Annotated in this window: 13 protein-coding genes; 7 read left to right on the forward strand and 6 right to left on the reverse strand. The window is 69.5% G+C overall.

The features are described 5' to 3' along the window. Positions 1-74: 74 nt before the first annotated feature. Positions 75-1,265 carry a sodium/glutamate symporter gene (gene gltS / locus MKD38_RS04580; RefSeq protein WP_252674864.1) on the forward strand — a complete coding sequence of 397 codons (1,191 nt, stop codon included), beginning with the start codon at positions 75-77 and terminating at the stop codon, positions 1,263-1,265. A 1-nt stretch (position 1,266) separates the two neighbouring features. Next, positions 1,267-2,829 carry a TAXI family TRAP transporter solute-binding subunit gene (locus MKD38_RS04585; RefSeq protein ID WP_252674865.1) on the forward strand — a complete coding sequence of 521 codons (1,563 nt, stop codon included), beginning with the start codon at positions 1,267-1,269 and terminating at the stop codon, positions 2,827-2,829. 17 nt (positions 2,830-2,846) lie between these two features. Here MKD38_RS04585 and MKD38_RS04590 read toward each other — a convergent pair whose 3' ends face one another. After that, positions 2,847-3,080, reverse strand: coding sequence for a hypothetical protein (locus tag MKD38_RS04590; protein WP_062803537.1), 234 nt, complete (start codon positions 3,078-3,080; stop codon positions 2,847-2,849). A 162-nt stretch (positions 3,081-3,242) separates the two neighbouring features. Between MKD38_RS04590 and MKD38_RS04595 the strand changes: the two genes are divergently transcribed. Beyond that, positions 3,243-3,716, forward strand: coding sequence for a DM13 domain-containing protein (locus MKD38_RS04595; protein WP_252674866.1), 474 nt, complete (start codon positions 3,243-3,245; stop codon positions 3,714-3,716). Between the two features lie 189 nt (positions 3,717-3,905). On the opposite strand, the gene MKD38_RS04600 is transcribed toward MKD38_RS04595, so the two are convergent. Next, entirely contained in the window at positions 3,906-4,973 is a 1,068-nt protein-coding gene (locus tag MKD38_RS04600; protein ID WP_252674867.1) for a porin, read from the reverse strand. A 331-nt stretch (positions 4,974-5,304) separates the two neighbouring features. Here MKD38_RS04600 and MKD38_RS04605 point away from each other — a divergent pair, with 331 nt between their 5' ends. After that, positions 5,305-7,920 carry a penicillin-binding protein 1A gene (locus tag MKD38_RS04605; RefSeq protein ID WP_252674868.1) on the forward strand — a complete coding sequence of 872 codons (2,616 nt, stop codon included), beginning with the start codon at positions 5,305-5,307 and terminating at the stop codon, positions 7,918-7,920. A gap of 36 nt (positions 7,921-7,956) precedes the next feature. Here MKD38_RS04605 and MKD38_RS04610 read toward each other — a convergent pair whose 3' ends face one another. Both MKD38_RS04610 and MKD38_RS04615 read right to left on the reverse strand, forming a co-directional pair. Continuing rightward, positions 7,957-9,288 carry a DUF1501 domain-containing protein gene (locus MKD38_RS04610; RefSeq protein WP_252674869.1) on the reverse strand — a complete coding sequence of 444 codons (1,332 nt, stop codon included), beginning with the start codon at positions 9,286-9,288 and terminating at the stop codon, positions 7,957-7,959. A gap of 17 nt (positions 9,289-9,305) precedes the next feature. Beyond that, on the reverse strand, positions 9,306-10,907 hold the full coding sequence (locus MKD38_RS04615; RefSeq protein WP_252674870.1) for a DUF1800 domain-containing protein: 1,602 nt from the start codon (positions 10,905-10,907) through the stop codon (positions 9,306-9,308). 197 nt (positions 10,908-11,104) lie between these two features. Here MKD38_RS04615 and MKD38_RS04620 point away from each other — a divergent pair, with 197 nt between their 5' ends. Beyond that, positions 11,105-12,028 carry a DMT family transporter gene (locus MKD38_RS04620; RefSeq protein WP_252674871.1) on the forward strand — a complete coding sequence of 308 codons (924 nt, stop codon included), beginning with the start codon at positions 11,105-11,107 and terminating at the stop codon, positions 12,026-12,028. Then, positions 12,012-12,776: a helix-turn-helix transcriptional regulator gene (locus MKD38_RS04625; RefSeq protein WP_252674872.1), complete on the forward strand. Its 765-nt coding sequence runs from the start codon at positions 12,012-12,014 to the stop codon at positions 12,774-12,776. The genes MKD38_RS04620 and MKD38_RS04625 overlap by 17 nt, the downstream gene beginning before the upstream one ends. A 31-nt stretch (positions 12,777-12,807) precedes the next feature. Here MKD38_RS04625 and MKD38_RS04630 read toward each other — a convergent pair whose 3' ends face one another. After that, the gene (locus MKD38_RS04630) at positions 12,808-13,257 is read right to left on the reverse strand and encodes a group I truncated hemoglobin (RefSeq protein WP_252674873.1); all 450 of its coding nucleotides are present in this window, start codon (positions 13,255-13,257) and stop codon (positions 12,808-12,810) included. Positions 13,258-13,472: 215 nt separating this feature from the next. Between MKD38_RS04630 and MKD38_RS04635 the strand changes: the two genes are divergently transcribed. Continuing rightward, complete coding sequence (locus tag MKD38_RS04635) at positions 13,473-14,276, forward strand: BPL-N domain-containing protein (RefSeq protein ID WP_252674874.1); 804 nt, start codon at positions 13,473-13,475, stop codon at positions 14,274-14,276. 12 nt (positions 14,277-14,288) lie between these two features. Here the strand turns inward: MKD38_RS04635 and MKD38_RS04640 are convergent, their stop codons facing one another. Next, a complete protein-coding gene (locus tag MKD38_RS04640) occupies positions 14,289-15,437 on the reverse strand; it encodes a hypothetical protein (RefSeq protein WP_252674875.1) in 1,149 nt (382 codons plus the stop codon). Positions 15,438-15,443 lie beyond the last annotated feature (6 nt).

Genomic DNA, 15,443 nt, shown 5'->3' on the forward strand with positions numbered 1-15,443 from the left:
ATCCTTTCCTTGCCTTCTCCCCGGCGTCCGTCTACAACCCGTAGTGATGCATGCTACGCGTCAGGACGCCCCCGATGAACCTTGACCTGCTGGCCTCATTGCTGACTGCCGTGGTGGTGCTGCTGATCGGTACGCTGGTCAACCGCAGCGTCGGCATGCTGTCGCGCTACAACATTCCCGATCCCGTCACCGGCGGCCTGCTGTTCGCGATCGTCGCGTCGACGGCGATGGCGGCGGTGAACTTCCGCGTGGTGATCGATCCCGGCATGAAGCCGGTGCTTCTGCTGATGTTCTTCGGGGGCGTCGGCCTCTGCGCCGACCTGCGCATGCTCCGGCGCGGCGGCAAGGCGCTGGTGATCTTCCTGGTCATCCTGCTGCCTTATATCGTGGTGCAGAACGTGGTGGGAGTGGCCATGGCGCGGGTGCTGGACCTGCATCCGATCTTCGGCCTGGTGAGCGGCTCCATCACGCTGGTGGGCGGGCACGGCACCGGCGCGGCCTATGCCGAGCGCTTTGCCGAGGTCAACAACCTGCAGGCGGTGATGGACCTGTCGATGACGGTGGCCACGGTCGGCCTGATCGTCGGCGGCATCATCGGCGGACCGGTGGCGCAATACCTGATCTCGCGCTACCGGCTGCGCTCGACCGCGCGCGAGGCCGGCGACACCGAGGAGGAAGCGGCGGCGGCCTCGCCCGTCACCACCGTGGGCGCGCTGGCGTCACTGGCCGGCATCCTGGCCGCGGTGATCGGCGGGCGCTGGATCGCCGCGCAGATGCCAACCGGCGCCATCACCATCCCGGGCTTCCTCTGGTGCATGATGCTCGGCATCGCCATCCGCAACCTGCTGCCCTTTGCCGGCATGCGCTTCGACGACCGTGCCACCGACCTGATCACCAATGTCTGCCTGTCGCTGTTCCTGGTGATGACGATGATGGCGCTGGACCTGGCCGACGTGGCGCTGTCCGCCGGTCCGTTCCTGCTGATCATCGCGATGCAGGTGGTGTTCATCGTCCTCTACGTGGTGCTGGTGTGCTTCCGCTTCATGGGGCGCGACTACGAGGCTGCGGTCAGCTCCGCCTCGTTCATCGGCTTCAACATGGGCTCGACCGCCACCGCCATGGCCAATATGCGCGCCATCACCGCGCGCTACGGCCCGGCGCCGACCAGCTACCTGATCACGCCGCTGGCCGGCGCGTTCTTCGTCGACCTGATGAACGCGTTCGTGCTCACCATGATGCTGGCGCTGCCGCTGATCGGAGGCTGAGATGGGGGCTGAGATGCGGCGCCGCGCCTTGCTGACCCTGCTGTTCGCCGTGCTGGCCAGCGTCTGGCTGGCGGGATGCGGCGGCGGCCCGTCCGGCGACGGCATCCGCGCCGGCGTCGAAGAACGGCTGGCGCTGGCGCTGCCGCCGGGCACGGTGCAGGTAGTGGAGCTGGAGCGCCGCGGCTCGCAGGCCGACACCAAGGCCCCGGCCGGCGAGATCCGCCGCATCGTCTATTTCGACGCGCGACTGAAGCTGCTGCGCGACTATGACTTCGGCGCCTGGGATTCGCCCGGCGTGGCCGGCCTGGTGTCGGCGCTGGGCGCGGGCCCGCGGGGCATCACCGGCATCACCAGCGGCGGCAACAAGGCCGGCGACGTCATCCGCGCCCACGGCACCGCGCTGTACCGGCGCGACGGCGAGCGCTGGGTCGGCGTGCTGCCGGCCGGCTACCGCCCCGCCGAGGCCCCGGCCGTCGCCACCAATGCCCAGACCGGCCCAGCGGCGATCCTTGACGCGATGCGCAAGGTGATCGACTCGGTGCAGAAAGATGCCTCGCCGGCGCAGCGCGCGGTGATCGAGCAGGAGCTGACCACCGCGCACGCCAATATCCGCGCGCGGCTGGCGCGGGTCAACGAAGGCTATGCCATCGCCGCCGGTGCCGAGCACGGCCAGTACTTGCGCTTTGCGCAGGCGCTGGTGGCCGGCACGCGCGTGCGCGCGATGCCGCTGGTCACGCACGGCGGCGAAGAGAACCTGCGCCTGCTGCGCGCGGGCAAGGTCTCGGTGGCACTGGCGCAGGGCGATGCCGCGCTGGATGCCTACGAGGGCAAGGACGCCTTCGCCGACGACGGCCCGCAGGCGTCGCTGCGCGCCATCGGCAGCCTCTATCCGGAGCCCGTGCACGTGCTGGTGCGCGAAGGCGATCCCGCGCGCTCGGTGTCGGACCTGCGCGGCAAGCGCATCGCGGTAGGCGAGCGCGGCTCGGCCTCGCGCGGCACCGCGCTGCGCGTGCTGGCCGCGCACGGGCTGGCGGACAAGGACTTCAAGGCCGAGGAAGTGGGGCTGGGCACCGGCCTGGTGGCGCTGCGCCAGAACCAGGTCGACGCCGTGATCCAGGTGATCGGCGTGCCTGCCGACAGCATCCGCGATGCGCTCGCGGAAATGCCGCTGCGGCTGCTGCCGCTCGATGAAAAGGCCATCGCCGCGCTGGTGGGCCGCAAGGCGGGCTATTTCCGCGCATCGATTGCGCCAGGCACCTATCCCGGCCTGAGCGCACCGGTGCGCACCATCGCCACCGCGGCCGTGCTGGTGACCGGACCGGACCTGTCCGACGCCGAGGTTGGCGACCTGACGCGGCTGGTCTACCGCAACGGACGGGACCTGGTCGCGCGCGGCAGCGCCCAGGGCGGACAGATCGCCGTGGCCACGGCGCGCCAGGGCCTGATGATTCCGCAGCATCTGGCGGCGGCCAAGGCGCTGGACGCCATGGGTCCGGCCGGCGCCGCGCCGGGCTCGGCAAGGCCCGCTCGGCCGCCGGCAGCGTCCGGGACGCAAGTCAGATAGGGATGCGCTGGCCGGCTTCAGCGCCGGCCCGATACGCCGTAGAACGTTCCTGCGCGTGGATTAGACACCACATAAGCGTGGCGCTGCGCCCAGAACTGTGCGGTACGGAAGGCTTCGGCCTCGCGCTCGCTCCAATCCGTTGCCAGCAACGGCAGGGCCTCGGCATCGGTGGTCAGGTAGACGCGCGCCTGGTAGCGCGCGGATTGCATGGTGCCGGTACGGATGGTGCGGATCGTGACGTGGAGGGTCATAGGCAGCTTCTCGACAGGGCAACTACCAGATCATAACCACTTCCATGTGTTGGATTGGTGAAACCGTTGCGAATGTGCCAAGGCCGCCAACATGCGACGGCGCTGTCAGGTTCCGGCGCCAGCGCCGACATATCGGCATCTTCGTGCCACCTGGAGCCAGACATGCCTGCCCGGCCCGCCATTCTCGTCGTGACCCATATCGCCATGCTGGCCGTCGGCTTCGCCGCCGGCATCTATGTGCTGCCGATCCTGACGGCGCAGCCTGGCGCCAGCGCCGGACAGGTGCAGGCGATATCGCAACAGGCGCGCTATTCAGGCACCTTCCGCAAGGACCTGGCCGGCAGCGACGCGCTGCACTGGGCCAGCGGCCGGCTTCATGTCTCGGCCAGCGCGCTCGCCTTCGAAGGCAGCGTGGCACCGGGGCCGGATTACAGGATCTACCTGGCGCCAACGTTCGTCGACAACAAGGAAGCCTTCCTGCGGATCAAGGACCAGTCCCTGCAGGTGAGCGAACTGAAGACCTTCGGCAATTTCACCGTGGACTTGCCGGCCGGGGTGGATCCGTCCCGATATGCGGCGGTGGTGATCTGGTGCGAGCGGTTCGGGCAGTTTATTGGGGCGGCGGGGTATCGGTAGGGACCGCGGGCAGACTGCGGAGTCATGGCGCCGATGGAGCAGCGGAGCACCCAGCCAAAGGAAAAAAGGGCCGATCAAGGCAACCGGCCCAACGAACCCCGCAAAACCAGCCGCAGGTGTCGATATGAGAGTCAAGCACCCGCCCGTGCAGGCATGGGCGCCTGCCGGGCGGGCATCAGGTGGTGAGACTCAGAAGCGGTGACGCAGGCCGATGGTGGCGCCGGTCTGGTTCTCGCCGGCAACCACGGTGCCCACGCCGTTCAGGCCCAGCGCCGAGCCCGACTTGTTCTTCGAGTAGCCCACGTTCAGATACACGTCGGTGCGCTTGGACAGCGAGTAGTCCGCCGACAGCACGAACATCCACGGATCCGCGTCGCTGTTGCGCGTGTCGTTGTAGTACGCCGCGCCGGTCAGCAGGAACGCCGGGGTGAAGCGGTACTGCGCGCCGGCCCAGTAGACATTGCTGCGGGTCGTGGCCGCGGTGGCGCTGGACACGCCGTCGTCGCGCAGCCAGCGGTAGCCCGCGAACACCTTGGCGCCGCCGAAGGCGTAGGCCGCGCCCACGGCCGCGCGCTTGGCGGCGCGGTCCTGCAGCGCCACCGTGCCGCCGTGGAACTGGTCATAGGCCGCGCCGACCGACAAGCCGCCCGCCGCATACGACAGGCCGCCGCCGAAGTTGCGCCCGACCTTGGTCTCGCCCGCGATTTCGTTGTTGTCGCGGCCGAAGCTGTAGAAGCCGGTGGCGGTCAGGCCGCCGAACTTGCCGGTGTACTTGACGGCGTTGTCGGCGCGGCCGTTGAAGGCCGAATCCACGCTGTTGAGCGAGTAGCGCGGGCCCACGCCCATCGGGTCGAAGGCACCGAACAGGTCGTACAGCGCGTTCTGCTGGCGGCCCAGCGTGACCGCGCCCCAGCCGCCCTGCAGGCCGACGTAGGCCTGGCGGCCGAACAGGCGGTTGCCCTGGCCCGAGGTGCCGGTGTCGACGTCGAAGCCGCTTTCCAGCACGAAGATACCCTTCAGGCCGCCGCCCAGGTCTTCGGTGCCACGCAGGCCCCAGCGCGAACCGGACAGGTTGCCCGAGTTCAGGCGCACGGCCGTGCCTTCGGCGCCGCCGCTGCCCGGCACGTTGCTGATCACTTCGACGCCGGCGTCGACGATGCCGTAGAGCGTCACGTTGGACGTGGACTGGGCCGACGCCACCCCGGATGCGGCCGACGCGGCCGCTGCTGCCGTCATTGCAAGGAGAGCTTTCTTCACTGTAGTTTCTCTGTGTTCTGTTTGAGGCACGACACCGCACCGGACCCAAGGCCCGATCGTCAAGGCGAGTCATGGCAAGTCATGACGATCGGGGCCAGCCGGGCAACCCGGCAACGGCGCGTCGTCCGCACAAGTGGCGGCCCCGGCATTGTGGCGGCGCAATATGAAAGCTTTGTGACCCATGCTTCGCAGCAGGAAGTGGCGCATCGCACCCGGCTGGGGGTTTTCCCTGTAACGGGCGGGAACGTTTTGGTAGGATGCAGGCTTTTCCGACGACGGTAATGCCAGTGTTCCGTGCCGCCCCGCGCCTGTGCCTCGGCCGCTTCGCCTCATGAAGCTGGCTGAGATCAAGACCCGGCTTGCCCCGCTGCTTGCCTCGTTCCCGGCTTCACTGCCTGCCCCCGTCCGGCATGGCCTGTCCCGACTGGCGGCGCGCACCGCGCGCGCCGGCCTGACCCGGCCCGGCACGCTGCGCCCCACCCGGCGCGGCCTGCTGTTCGGCCTGGCCGCGCTTCCGGCGGCGTTGCTGCTTTATGTGCTGGTGCTGATCCCGTTCACGCCAGGCATCAGCGATATCCGCAAGGCCAAGTCCGAGCAGCCGGCCCAGGTGCTGTCCGCCGACGGCAAGGAACTGGCGGTGTTCAAGTGGGCCAACCGCGACTGGGTGCCGCTCAAGCAGATCTCGCCCCACGTGGTGGCAGCGCTGATCTCCACCGAGGATCACCGCTTCTACCAGCACCACGGCCTGGACTGGCGCCGCATCGCCTCGGCCGCGCTGCATACGTTTTCCGGCGACCGCCAGGGCGGGTCCACCATCACCCAGCAGCTGGCGCGCAATCTCTATCCCGACGAGATCGGCCGCGCCCCCACGCTGACGCGCAAGCTCAAGGAAGCGATCACCGCGCTGAAGATCGAGGCGCTCTACACCAAGGACGAGATCCTCGAGACCTATCTCAACACGGTGCCGTTCCTGTACAACGCCTTCGGCATCGAGATGGCGGCGCGCACCTATTTCGACCGCCCGGCCCGCTCGCTCGATGTGCTGCAGAGCGCCACGCTGATCGGCATGCTCAAGGGCAACAGCTACTACAACCCGGTGCTCAACCCCGAGCGCGCGCTCGACCGGCGCAATACCGTGCTGGGGCAGATGGTCAAGCGCGGCAAGCTCGACGCGGCGCGCTACGAGCAGCTGAAGAAACGGCCGCTGCGCATCGACTTCGAGCGCCAGACCGAGCCGCCCGGCCCCGCACCGCACTTTGCGCAGCAGCTGCGCAAATGGCTGATCGGCTGGGCCGACCGCAACGGCTATGACATCTACGCCGACGGTCTGGTGGTCCACACCACCATCGACGCGCGCCTGCAGGCCATGGCCACGCAGGCCGTGGTGCAGCAGGGCAACCGGCTGCAGGCGGTGGCCAACGCCGCCTGGGCGCCGCGCGCTGGCTGGGCCGCCAACAAGCCGCTGGTGCAGGCCCTGGTGCGCGAGACCCCGGAGTACCGCACCGCGGTCGCCGCCGGCACCGCGCCGGACGAGGCGCTGCGCCACCTGATGGCCGACAGCGCCTTCCTGCGCGCGCTGCACCAGAACAAGACCCGGATCCAGGCCGGCTTCCTGGCCATCGACCCGCGCAACGGCGAGATCCGCGCCTGGGTCGGCAGCCGCGACTACACCCAGGATGCGTTCGACCACGTGCAGCAGGCGCGGCGCCAGCCGGGCTCGACCTTCAAGCCCTTCGTCTACGGCGCCGCCTTCGACGAGGGCAAGACGCCCGACGACACGCTGGTGGACCAGCCGGTGGAAATCGCGCTGTCCGGCGGCGAGGTCTGGCGTCCCAGCGACGAAGGCCGCCCCACCGGCCGCGCCATGACGCTGCGCGACGGGCTGGTCTATTCGCGCAACACCATCACCGCGCAGCTGATGCAGGAAGTGGGCCCTGCGCGCGTGGCGCGGCTGGCGCGCAACATGGGCGTGCGCGACAGCGAGCTCGACGTGGTGCCGTCGCTGGCGCTGGGCACCAGCCCGGTCACGCTGAAGGAAATGGTGGCTGCCTACGGCACCATCGCCAATGCCGGCGACTATATCGCGCCGACCATGGTGACGCGCATCGAAGACCGCCAGGGCAATGTGCTGCAGGTGTTCCGCCCCGCGCGCGCCGAGCACGCGCTGCCCGCCGCCGCCACGCAAACCCTGCTCGACGTGATGCGCGACGTGATCGACCGCGGCACCGGCGCTGGCATCCGCTCGCGCTTCGGCATCCGCGCCGACGTCGCCGGCAAGACCGGCACCACCCAGGACAATGCCGACGGCTGGTTCATCCTGATGCATCCGGAACTGGTGGCGGGCGCCTGGGTGGGCTTCAACGACAGCCGCATCACGCTGCGCAGCGACTACTGGGGCCAGGGCGCGCACAGCGCGCTGCCGATGGTCGGCGATTTCTACCAGCGCGCCCTGCGCGCGCGCATCATCGACGGCCGCGCGCGTTTTGCGGAGCACGAGGAAACGCATGTGTTCGCCTCGCTCGGCACGCAGCTGCGCGGCTGGTTCAGCCAGCTGTTCACGCGCGACAAGGCCAGCGAGACCCCGGCACCGCGCCCGGCGCCGCGCCGCCCGGCGTTGCCGGCGCAGGAAGCCGAGATCGCGCCGCCGGCAGGCGCGGCCTCGGCCGCGATGGCGGACGCAGACCACGATGAATCCAGCCTGGCGCTGGACCGGGGGGAGACGGTGATGGCGGTGCCACCCGCGGACGTCACCGCGGGAAGCGTGCCGGTTGCGCCGCCCCCGGCCAATGAACCGGCCCCTGCACCCACGCTGCCCCCCGCCTCGGCTCCGGCTCCAACGCCAGCACCAGCACCAGCACCAGCGCCAGCGCCAGCGCCAGCGCCAGCGCCAGCGCCACCGATCATGCCGCTCGCACCCACCATCATCACCCCGGCCGGCCAACGGTGATCGCTGAACCAGGTGTTCCGTCTGCCGGAGCGCGATTCACACCAACCCGATATCCCGCCCCGCCACCCCCGGAAACACCTGCGCCAGCCGCGCCGCATCCAGCCCGTACAACCTGCGGAACACCCCGCCCAGCAGCGCCCGGTACTCGTTGCGCACCGGCCAGTCCCGATCCTGGTTGAGCGTGGCCGCTTCCACCGCAACCTGCTCGCCGGCGATGCGCCCGCCGCGCACGGCGCCGCCCAGCACCCAGTAGACCGTGCCGTGACCGTGGTCGGTGCCGCGCGTGCCGTTCTCGCGGAAGGTGCGGCCGAACTCGGACAGCACCACCACAGTGGTCTTGCGCCATGCGGGACCCATCTCCGCGGCAAAGGCCGACAAAGCGCGGCCCAGGTTGTCGAGCAACCCGGCCAGCTGGCCTTGCGCGGCACCCTGGTTGACGTGGGTGTCCCAGCCACCCACGTCGATAAAGCCCAGGTTGAAGCGCTCGCGCATCAGCCCCGCCATGCGCCGGGCCTCGACCTCGAAGCCGCGCGCGCTGAGCGCGCGCCGGCTGGCGGCCTGCATTTCCTGCTGGCGCGACGCCATCGTGGCCGGGCCGGCGCCAGCCATGCCGCCCCTTGGCGCTTCCGCCTGCGCCTGGCGCGCGACGGTCTCGCGCAGCTCGAAGCCCTCTTCGATCAGTGACTCGAAGCGCGTGCCGCGATACATCTGCGCCAGCAGCCTGGCCTGGCGCGCATCGAACGGGGCGCGGCCGCTGCCCTTGAGCGAGACATTGGGCACGTCGCGCGGGCCGGACAGCACCAGCGGCAGTCCGTCGGTGAACGCCACCGGCGCGGCCTGGCCGCCCATGGCCTGGGCCAGCCGGTTGAGGAAGCCGCTGCCGCGCAGCGCCGCGGTGGCCTGGCGGCTTTCGTCATGCCCGGGCAGGCCAGCTTCGATGCCGTCCTGGGTCTCGAAGTGGCTGCGCGACAGGTCGTGCGTGCCGGCGAACGGCACGAAGGCCAGCTGGCCCTGCTGCCACAACGGCAGCAGGGTCGGGGCCAGGGCCGGGTGCAAGGCCCAGTCGCCGATGCCGCGCGCGGCGCTGTCGGCGCCAAAGGCGGAAGCCAGCGCCACAGCGGCATTGGGGTCGGCGTCGGCACCCGGCGCGGGCGGGCGGCGGATGGCGATATTGGGCCGCGCCGCGTAGTAGTAGTCGCTGCCGGCCGGCACCAGCACGCTGGCGGCGTCATAGCCGCCGCGCAGGAAGACCAGCAGGAAGCGCGCATCGGCCTGCGCGGGCAGCGCGTAGACGCGCGAGGCGATGGCCGGCAGCGCCAGCCCGAGCGCGGCGCCCCCCATCGTCTTGAGCCATTGTCGGCGTTGCATGGTGCTCTCCGTTGCCTTCAGCGCTGCATCCATTCGGGCGAGGCCAGCAGCAGGGTGTTCCATTCCGCCTGCGACTCGGCCTGGCTCAGCGCGGCGCGCGTGGCGGGGCCAAGGGCGGCTTCGATGGCGTCGTAGTAGAGCTTGTTGCCGATCGTCGGGAAGCGCGCGCCGCGCGGCGTGGTGCCATCGCCCGCGAACAATCCCGCCGGCCCCGAGCCGATCGCGCGCGCAATCTCGAAGCGCCGCACCATCTGCCCCGAACTGGCCCACGCGCTTTCCGCCAACGGGTAACCGTCCGGCGCCACGTGGCCATACAGCGGCTCGCCCAGCTGATTCAGCCAGTTCATCACCGGGCGCAGGTTGGCCATCTGCCGGCCTTCATACGCCAGCCGCAGCGACGACACCACATAGACCATCGGGTCCTTGAACTTGCGCGACGACGCGCCCGCCTGCCGGTCCAGTTCGGGCGCCAGCAGCATGGTGCGCAGCACCGCGGCGAGATCGCCGTCGGTGCGCGTGAAGGTCTGCGTCATGCGCTCGACCAGCGCGGGCGGCGGGTTGTCGGAAATGAAGTGAGCCGCCAGCCGGGCACTGACAAAGCGCGCCGTGGCCGGCTCGCGCGCAAGCATCGACACCGCGCGCGCCACTTCGTCGAAACCCGACGGCTCGATGCGCTGGCCCAGCAGCAGCTTGGCGCCAAAGTCGTGGCGCGCGGGATTGAACTCGAACAAGCCGTCGCCGCGGTACAAGCTTGCACGCGCGGGGGGCAGCCTCGGCGGCGGGGTGCCGCGCAGGTTCACGCCCACGCCGGTCAGCACGCGCGCCAGCTCCTGCACGTCCTGCTGCGTATAGCGCGATCCGCTGGGCCCGCCGGAGACGCCCAGCGTATGCAGTTCCATCAGCTCGCGCGCGTAGTTCTCATTGACGCGGTTGGCGCTGCTCTGGGCATTGTCGAGATAGACCAGCATCGCCGGCGCGGTCACCGTCGCCATCAGCAGGTCGCGGAAGCGGCCCAGCGCATGCGGCCGGATCGCGCGCTCTTCGTAATCGGCCAGCAGCAGCCCGACCTGGCCCTTGCCCGCATAGACGTTGAAATGGTTCATCCAGAACCATGTCATCTGCTCGCGCAGCTGCGCCGGCGAATACAGCGCGCGCAGCAGGTGGCGCCGCACCACATCGGCCACGATCTCGCGGCCCTGCATGTTGAGCGCCTGGCGCGCCTGCTGCCTGCTGGTGTCGTCAGGCAGTGCATCGATGCGCTGGCGCGCCTCGCGGGCGGCCCGGACCTGCGCCGCGGCGCCGTCGCGCAGGTTGGGCAAGGCGGCGATGGCGGCCGCCAGCTCGGGCGGATCGGCCAGCGGCAGCGCCAGTTGCTGTGCGAGGAAGTCCTTGCGGCCCAGCCGGCGCAGCGCGTCCAGCGAGGCCTGGTCGGCGCCGTAGGTGACGGTATTGAGCCAGCGCAGGTCGGCGGCCGCGGCGCCATGGCCGTCGCCGTGGCCCGGCCCCGCCTGCAGCTGCGCACAGCCTGCCAGGCACGCAGCCAGCGCCAGCGCCGCGGCGGCGCGCCAGGCGGCCACGCGGCCGCGGCCAGGTGGTCTTGGATGCAGCGCTGGACCCATGTGATTCACCTCTTTTTGTCCGATCCTCATCACCATGTTACGTGGCAAGCCCGGTCCGGTTGACGCGACGACGTCACACGAGTGTTACCAATGCTTTCAGTGCGAGATTGCCGGATTTGCCAAGACAGCGGCGCCACGCCTCGCTAGCCTTGCCGTTTTCTACCTTTTCCGCTCCCGGAGCGGAAACGCCTGACCGCATGTCGCGCCCCCTGTCCACTGTCGCCTGGCTGCCCGCCATGGCTTTCGTCCTGATCTGGTCCACCGGCTTTATCGTCGGCAAGGCGATCGTGCCGCTGGCCGACACCAGCCTGTTCCTGCTGGGCCGCTTTGCCGTGGCCGGGCTGATGTTCGTAGCCTGGTCACTGGCCGCGCGCGCGGCCTGGCCGCCGCTGCGCGAAGCGCCGCGCCACCTGCTGGCCGGGGCGCTGATGCAGGGCCTCTACCTGTGCGCCGGCTACGGCGCCGTCGCCAGCGGCCTGCCGCCGGCGATCATGGCCCTGCTGGGCGCGCTGCAGCCGCTGCTGACCGCGCTGCTTGCCATCCCCCTGCTGAAAGAGCTACCTTCCAGGCGGACCTGGCACGGCCTGGCGCTGGGTGCGCTCGGCGTTGCGCTGGTGGTCGCCCCCGCCCTGCAGGCCGGCCTGCACGGCGCGGCCAGCGCGGTATCGCCCGGGATCGTGCTGCTGGGCGTGCTGGCCATTGTCTCCATCACCATGGGAACCCTGTTGCAGAAGACTGCCATTGCCACCTGTGACCTGCGCGCCAGCTCGGCGTGGCAAAACCTGGGCGCCATGCTGGTCGCCGCCGCGATGGTGGCGATCCAGGCAGCCGGCGCGCCGCTGCACTGGCACGGCGGGCCGGCGCTGTGGGCCGGGCTGGCCTGGGCCGCGATCGGCCTGTCCGGGGCCGGCACCTGGCTGCTGGTCAGCCTGGTCCGGCGCGGCCAGGCCGCCAATGCCGCGGCGCTGATGTTCCTGGCGCCGCCGCTGGCCGCGCTGCAGGCCTGGCTGCTGTTCGGCGAGCGCCTCGGTGCAGTGCAGATGCTGGGCATGGCGGTGGCAGGGGCCGGCGTCTGGCTGTGCCATGCCCGTGGCAGGATGCGGCATGCCGAAGCCCGCTGAATCCCGGCCAGCGCCGCTGGTCGAGCACCGACGCTACCGTCTGCAGCCGGAGAGCCACCAGCACGGCTACCACCAGCTGCTGTTCGGCCTGGCCGGCGCCTCCGAGCTGGAACTCGACGGCCACCTCTACCGCGTCGACGACCGCACCGGCCTGATCGTGCCGGCCGGCAGCCATCATGACTACATGGGGTACCAGGGGAACCTGCAACTGGTGGCGGACTTTCCCGCGCAATCGGTGGCGCTGCCCGCGCGGCTGATGGCGCGTCCGCGCGCGTTCGCGCTGGACGGCGCCTTTGGCAACCGGGTGCGGGCGCTGGCGGCGGGGCGCACGGCGTTCGCGGCACGCGCACCGCAGGCAGACTGGCACCTTGCGGCAACCCTGGCCGCGACGCTGGCCGACAGCCTCGGCATGCCCGCCGACCGCGATGTCTTTCCGCTGATGGCCGTCGATGCCTACCTGCGCGCCAGCCTGGCCGCGCCGCTGCGCGTGCCGGAACTGGCCGCGCATTTCGGCTGGAGCGTGCGGCGCTTCCAGACCCTGTTCGCCGAGGCCTTCGGCGATACCCCGCACCGCTACCAGACCCGGCTGCGCCTGGACCGGGCGCTGCAGTGGCTGTCGAACTCGCGGCTGCCGCTGGCCGAGATCGCGCTGATGTCAGGCTATCCGGACCAGACCACGTTCACGCGCAGCTTCACGCGGCGCTTCGGGTTGCCACCGGGGGCATGGCGGGCGGCCGCGCGCGGCTGAGACCGACGGTGCTGCCCCCTTGCGCGACAGGTTACCGAGAGACAATATCCTGGCGCATCGGCCCCAGAATCCCCAGCAATTCCTTCTGCTCGCGCGCCGGCACCTTGAACTTGTTGAGCGATTTCACCAGGTCATCGACCAGCGCATCGAACTCGTCATTGCTGATGGCCATGCCGGCATGGGCGGTTTTCATATCGCGTCCCGAATAGGTGCAGGGCCCGCCCGTACCCGCGCAGATCTGTTCGACCAGCCGGGTCTTCAGCCGCGGCATATTGGCATTGGCAAACTTTGCCTGGATGCGCGGGTCGGTCGCCAGGTTGCCGGCAAAGTCGTCGACCACCGCGGTAATCGCCGGCATGCCGCCAAGCCGGTCGTATAACGACGAAGTCGTGGCAGGCTTGGCACGATCCGGCGTTGCGCAACCGGCAAGCCCAAGCACCACCGCCACGACAAAACCGCACAGAACAGGCGAGATACGCATGGCTGCCTCCTTCCTTTACCCGGTAGCTGCGGGATCGGAGCCAGTGCCGCCGCGGCGCAATTTGCATTGACCGCATGCGGGGATGGCGCCGACAGCGCCGGCTTCGGCTGTTTCAGCATAGCAGGTTGATTCGGCCTTGCTTTCATGCCGATGACGGCATGGCGTTTTCGATACCAAACGGCTAGAGTCGGAGACGACAAAACACGGATGCGGCCATGCCCAAGCCACAGATCCTTACCTATGTCGACGCCGGCGCGTCGGACTGGACCGCATGCCTGATGCGAACCATCGGCCATCAGCTGCCAGCCGGGGCCTATGAAATCCGCGCGGTGATGGCCAGCGAGATACGGCACGACGCCACGCTGTTCGACGATGCGGTGATGTTCGTCATGCCGGGCGGCGCCGACCTGCCCTATTGCGCCTTGCTGAACGGCGCGCCGAACGCGCGCATCCGGCAGTTTGTCGAACGGGGCGGCGTCTACCTGGGGATATGCGCGGGCGCCTACTACGCCTGCCGCGAACTGGCCTTCCATGCCGGCACCCGCGGCGCCATCTGCGGCCCGCGCGAACTGCGACTGGTGGATGCGGTGGCGGTCGGCTCGCTGCCTGAACTGACCGGCGGCAAGCTCTATGACGGCACCCCGCGCACCACGGCCGCGGTGGAACTGCGGACCACCGACAAGCTGACCGACGTCCCGCTGTCGGTCTACACGCATTACCACGGCGGCTGCCGCTTCGACTTCGCCGCTACCCCCGGCCCCGGGACCGAGGTGCTGGCTGTCTACGCAGGCATCGCCGGCACACCGCCCGCCATCGTCAGCGCGCAGGTTGGCCAGGGCCGCGCGCTGCTGACCGGAGTCCATCTGGAGATTTCGGAGCGGGAGTGCAAGGATGCGTTGCGCGGACACAGCGACATGTCCGAATACCTCCATGTGTGCGACCGGCTGGCGGAAACGGGCGATGCGCGGCTGGCTGTGTTTCGGCAGTTGCTGGCGCAGGGTGGGCTCGAGCTGGGCTGAAGGGGCGGCACCCTAGCGCGCCAACTTCCCCTCCGCATCCTCCGTAAAGTGGTAAAGGTGCGTATTGTCCGGCGCCTCGCTGACGCCCTCGCCGCTCGGACGGAATTCGATATGGCGCTGGAATTTTTCGCTGTCGGCCCGGGCATCGCGCTCGGCGGCCTGCAGCGCCTCGGCATAGGGCATCGGGTCCTTCGACTTCTCGATTTCCAGCAGCAAGGTCTGTTCGTTGACCCGCACACTGTACTTGCCGAGATGGAACAGCAGGTACATCGCCAGCAGGTTGTCATAGTCCTGGTAGGCGCCGGCTTCGCGGCGGAAGTCGAGCGACAGCACCGAAGGAAAGCGGTCGGGCAGGTCCTTGAAGGCGATCTTCTCTTCCTCTTGCGGATCGACATAGGTCGAGCCGCGGTACTTCTTGTACAGCACCACGTCCATGCCGTAGTGGCGCCGACCCCATTCCCGGATCAGCTTCATCGCCATCTCGGTCGGGATATTGGCGGTGGCTGCCGCCACCATGCGCTGCCCTGAAAACAGCGTCGCGCTAGTCACCTCCAGGTCGCGGTAGCCGGCGCCGAACTTGAAGGCGGCGCCGATGGTCTTGGCGCAGTTCAGGCGCAGGTAGTCGTAGCGGATCGGGCCGCGGTGATACTCGGTGTCGCTGCGTTGCTGTTGATAGTCGTCGTTGATGCGGCGGAAATATGCGGCCAGCGCCGCCTTGTCCGCCGCCGGCACGCCATAGACCCGCACCCCGATGACCGAGCGCTTGTAGATCTCGCCGAAGTCGAGCCCGAACGATGCGGTCTCGGCGACCGTGGATACGGTCTTGAACAGATATTCCTGCTTGGGGATGGCGACCATCAGATCGGTGGTGTAGCGCCCGCTCGCGTGCGCGGGGTCGCGGTCGGCGTAGAAGTTGGCCGAGTACACCGCCTCGTCACCCGCCGCATCGTCACGCAGCGCCAGCGCGATATGGCCGGCGGATCCGCCCTTGGAGGTGCCGAAGCTGATCAGCAGTTCCAGGTCATAGGGGTCCTCGCGCAGCCGTGCCGCGATCTGTTCGAGGTTGGCAGGTTCAGGCCCGCCCTTGCTGCCGAATTCGCTGGCCAGGGCCAACTGCGGCAAGAACAACGCGATCGCGACGAACCACAGCATCGACCTCATTCTCAT

The sequence above is a fragment of the Cupriavidus sp. WGlv3 genome (genome assembly GCF_023952475.1).
In the GTDB taxonomy this organism is placed as follows: Bacteria; Pseudomonadota; Gammaproteobacteria; order Burkholderiales; family Burkholderiaceae; genus Cupriavidus; species Cupriavidus phytorum.

What these genes read in the sequence shown, in the direction of transcription:
- MKD38_RS04615 (WP_252674870.1), bottom strand. Translation starts at nt 10,907, where the DNA reads ATGGGTCCAGCGCTGCATCCAAGACCACCTGGCCGCGGCCGCGTGGCC.
- MKD38_RS04590 (WP_062803537.1), bottom strand. Translation starts at nt 3,080, where the DNA reads ATGACCCTCCACGTCACGATCCGCACCATCCGTACCGGCACCATGCAA.
- MKD38_RS04620 (WP_252674871.1), top strand. Translation starts at nt 11,105, where the DNA reads ATGTCGCGCCCCCTGTCCACTGTCGCCTGGCTGCCCGCCATGGCTTTC.
- MKD38_RS04595 (WP_252674866.1), top strand. Translation starts at nt 3,243, where the DNA reads ATGCCTGCCCGGCCCGCCATTCTCGTCGTGACCCATATCGCCATGCTG.
- MKD38_RS04610 (WP_252674869.1), bottom strand. Translation starts at nt 9,288, where the DNA reads ATGCAACGCCGACAATGGCTCAAGACGATGGGGGGCGCCGCGCTCGGG.
- MKD38_RS04635 (WP_252674874.1), top strand. Translation starts at nt 13,473, where the DNA reads ATGCCCAAGCCACAGATCCTTACCTATGTCGACGCCGGCGCGTCGGAC.
- MKD38_RS04585 (WP_252674865.1), top strand. Translation starts at nt 1,267, where the DNA reads ATGGGGGCTGAGATGCGGCGCCGCGCCTTGCTGACCCTGCTGTTCGCC.
- MKD38_RS04605 (WP_252674868.1), top strand. Translation starts at nt 5,305, where the DNA reads ATGAAGCTGGCTGAGATCAAGACCCGGCTTGCCCCGCTGCTTGCCTCG.
- MKD38_RS04625 (WP_252674872.1), top strand. Translation starts at nt 12,012, where the DNA reads ATGCCGAAGCCCGCTGAATCCCGGCCAGCGCCGCTGGTCGAGCACCGA.
- gltS (WP_252674864.1), top strand. Translation starts at nt 75, where the DNA reads ATGAACCTTGACCTGCTGGCCTCATTGCTGACTGCCGTGGTGGTGCTG.
- MKD38_RS04630 (WP_252674873.1), bottom strand. Translation starts at nt 13,257, where the DNA reads ATGCGTATCTCGCCTGTTCTGTGCGGTTTTGTCGTGGCGGTGGTGCTT.
- MKD38_RS04640 (WP_252674875.1), bottom strand. Translation starts at nt 15,437, where the DNA reads ATGAGGTCGATGCTGTGGTTCGTCGCGATCGCGTTGTTCTTGCCGCAG.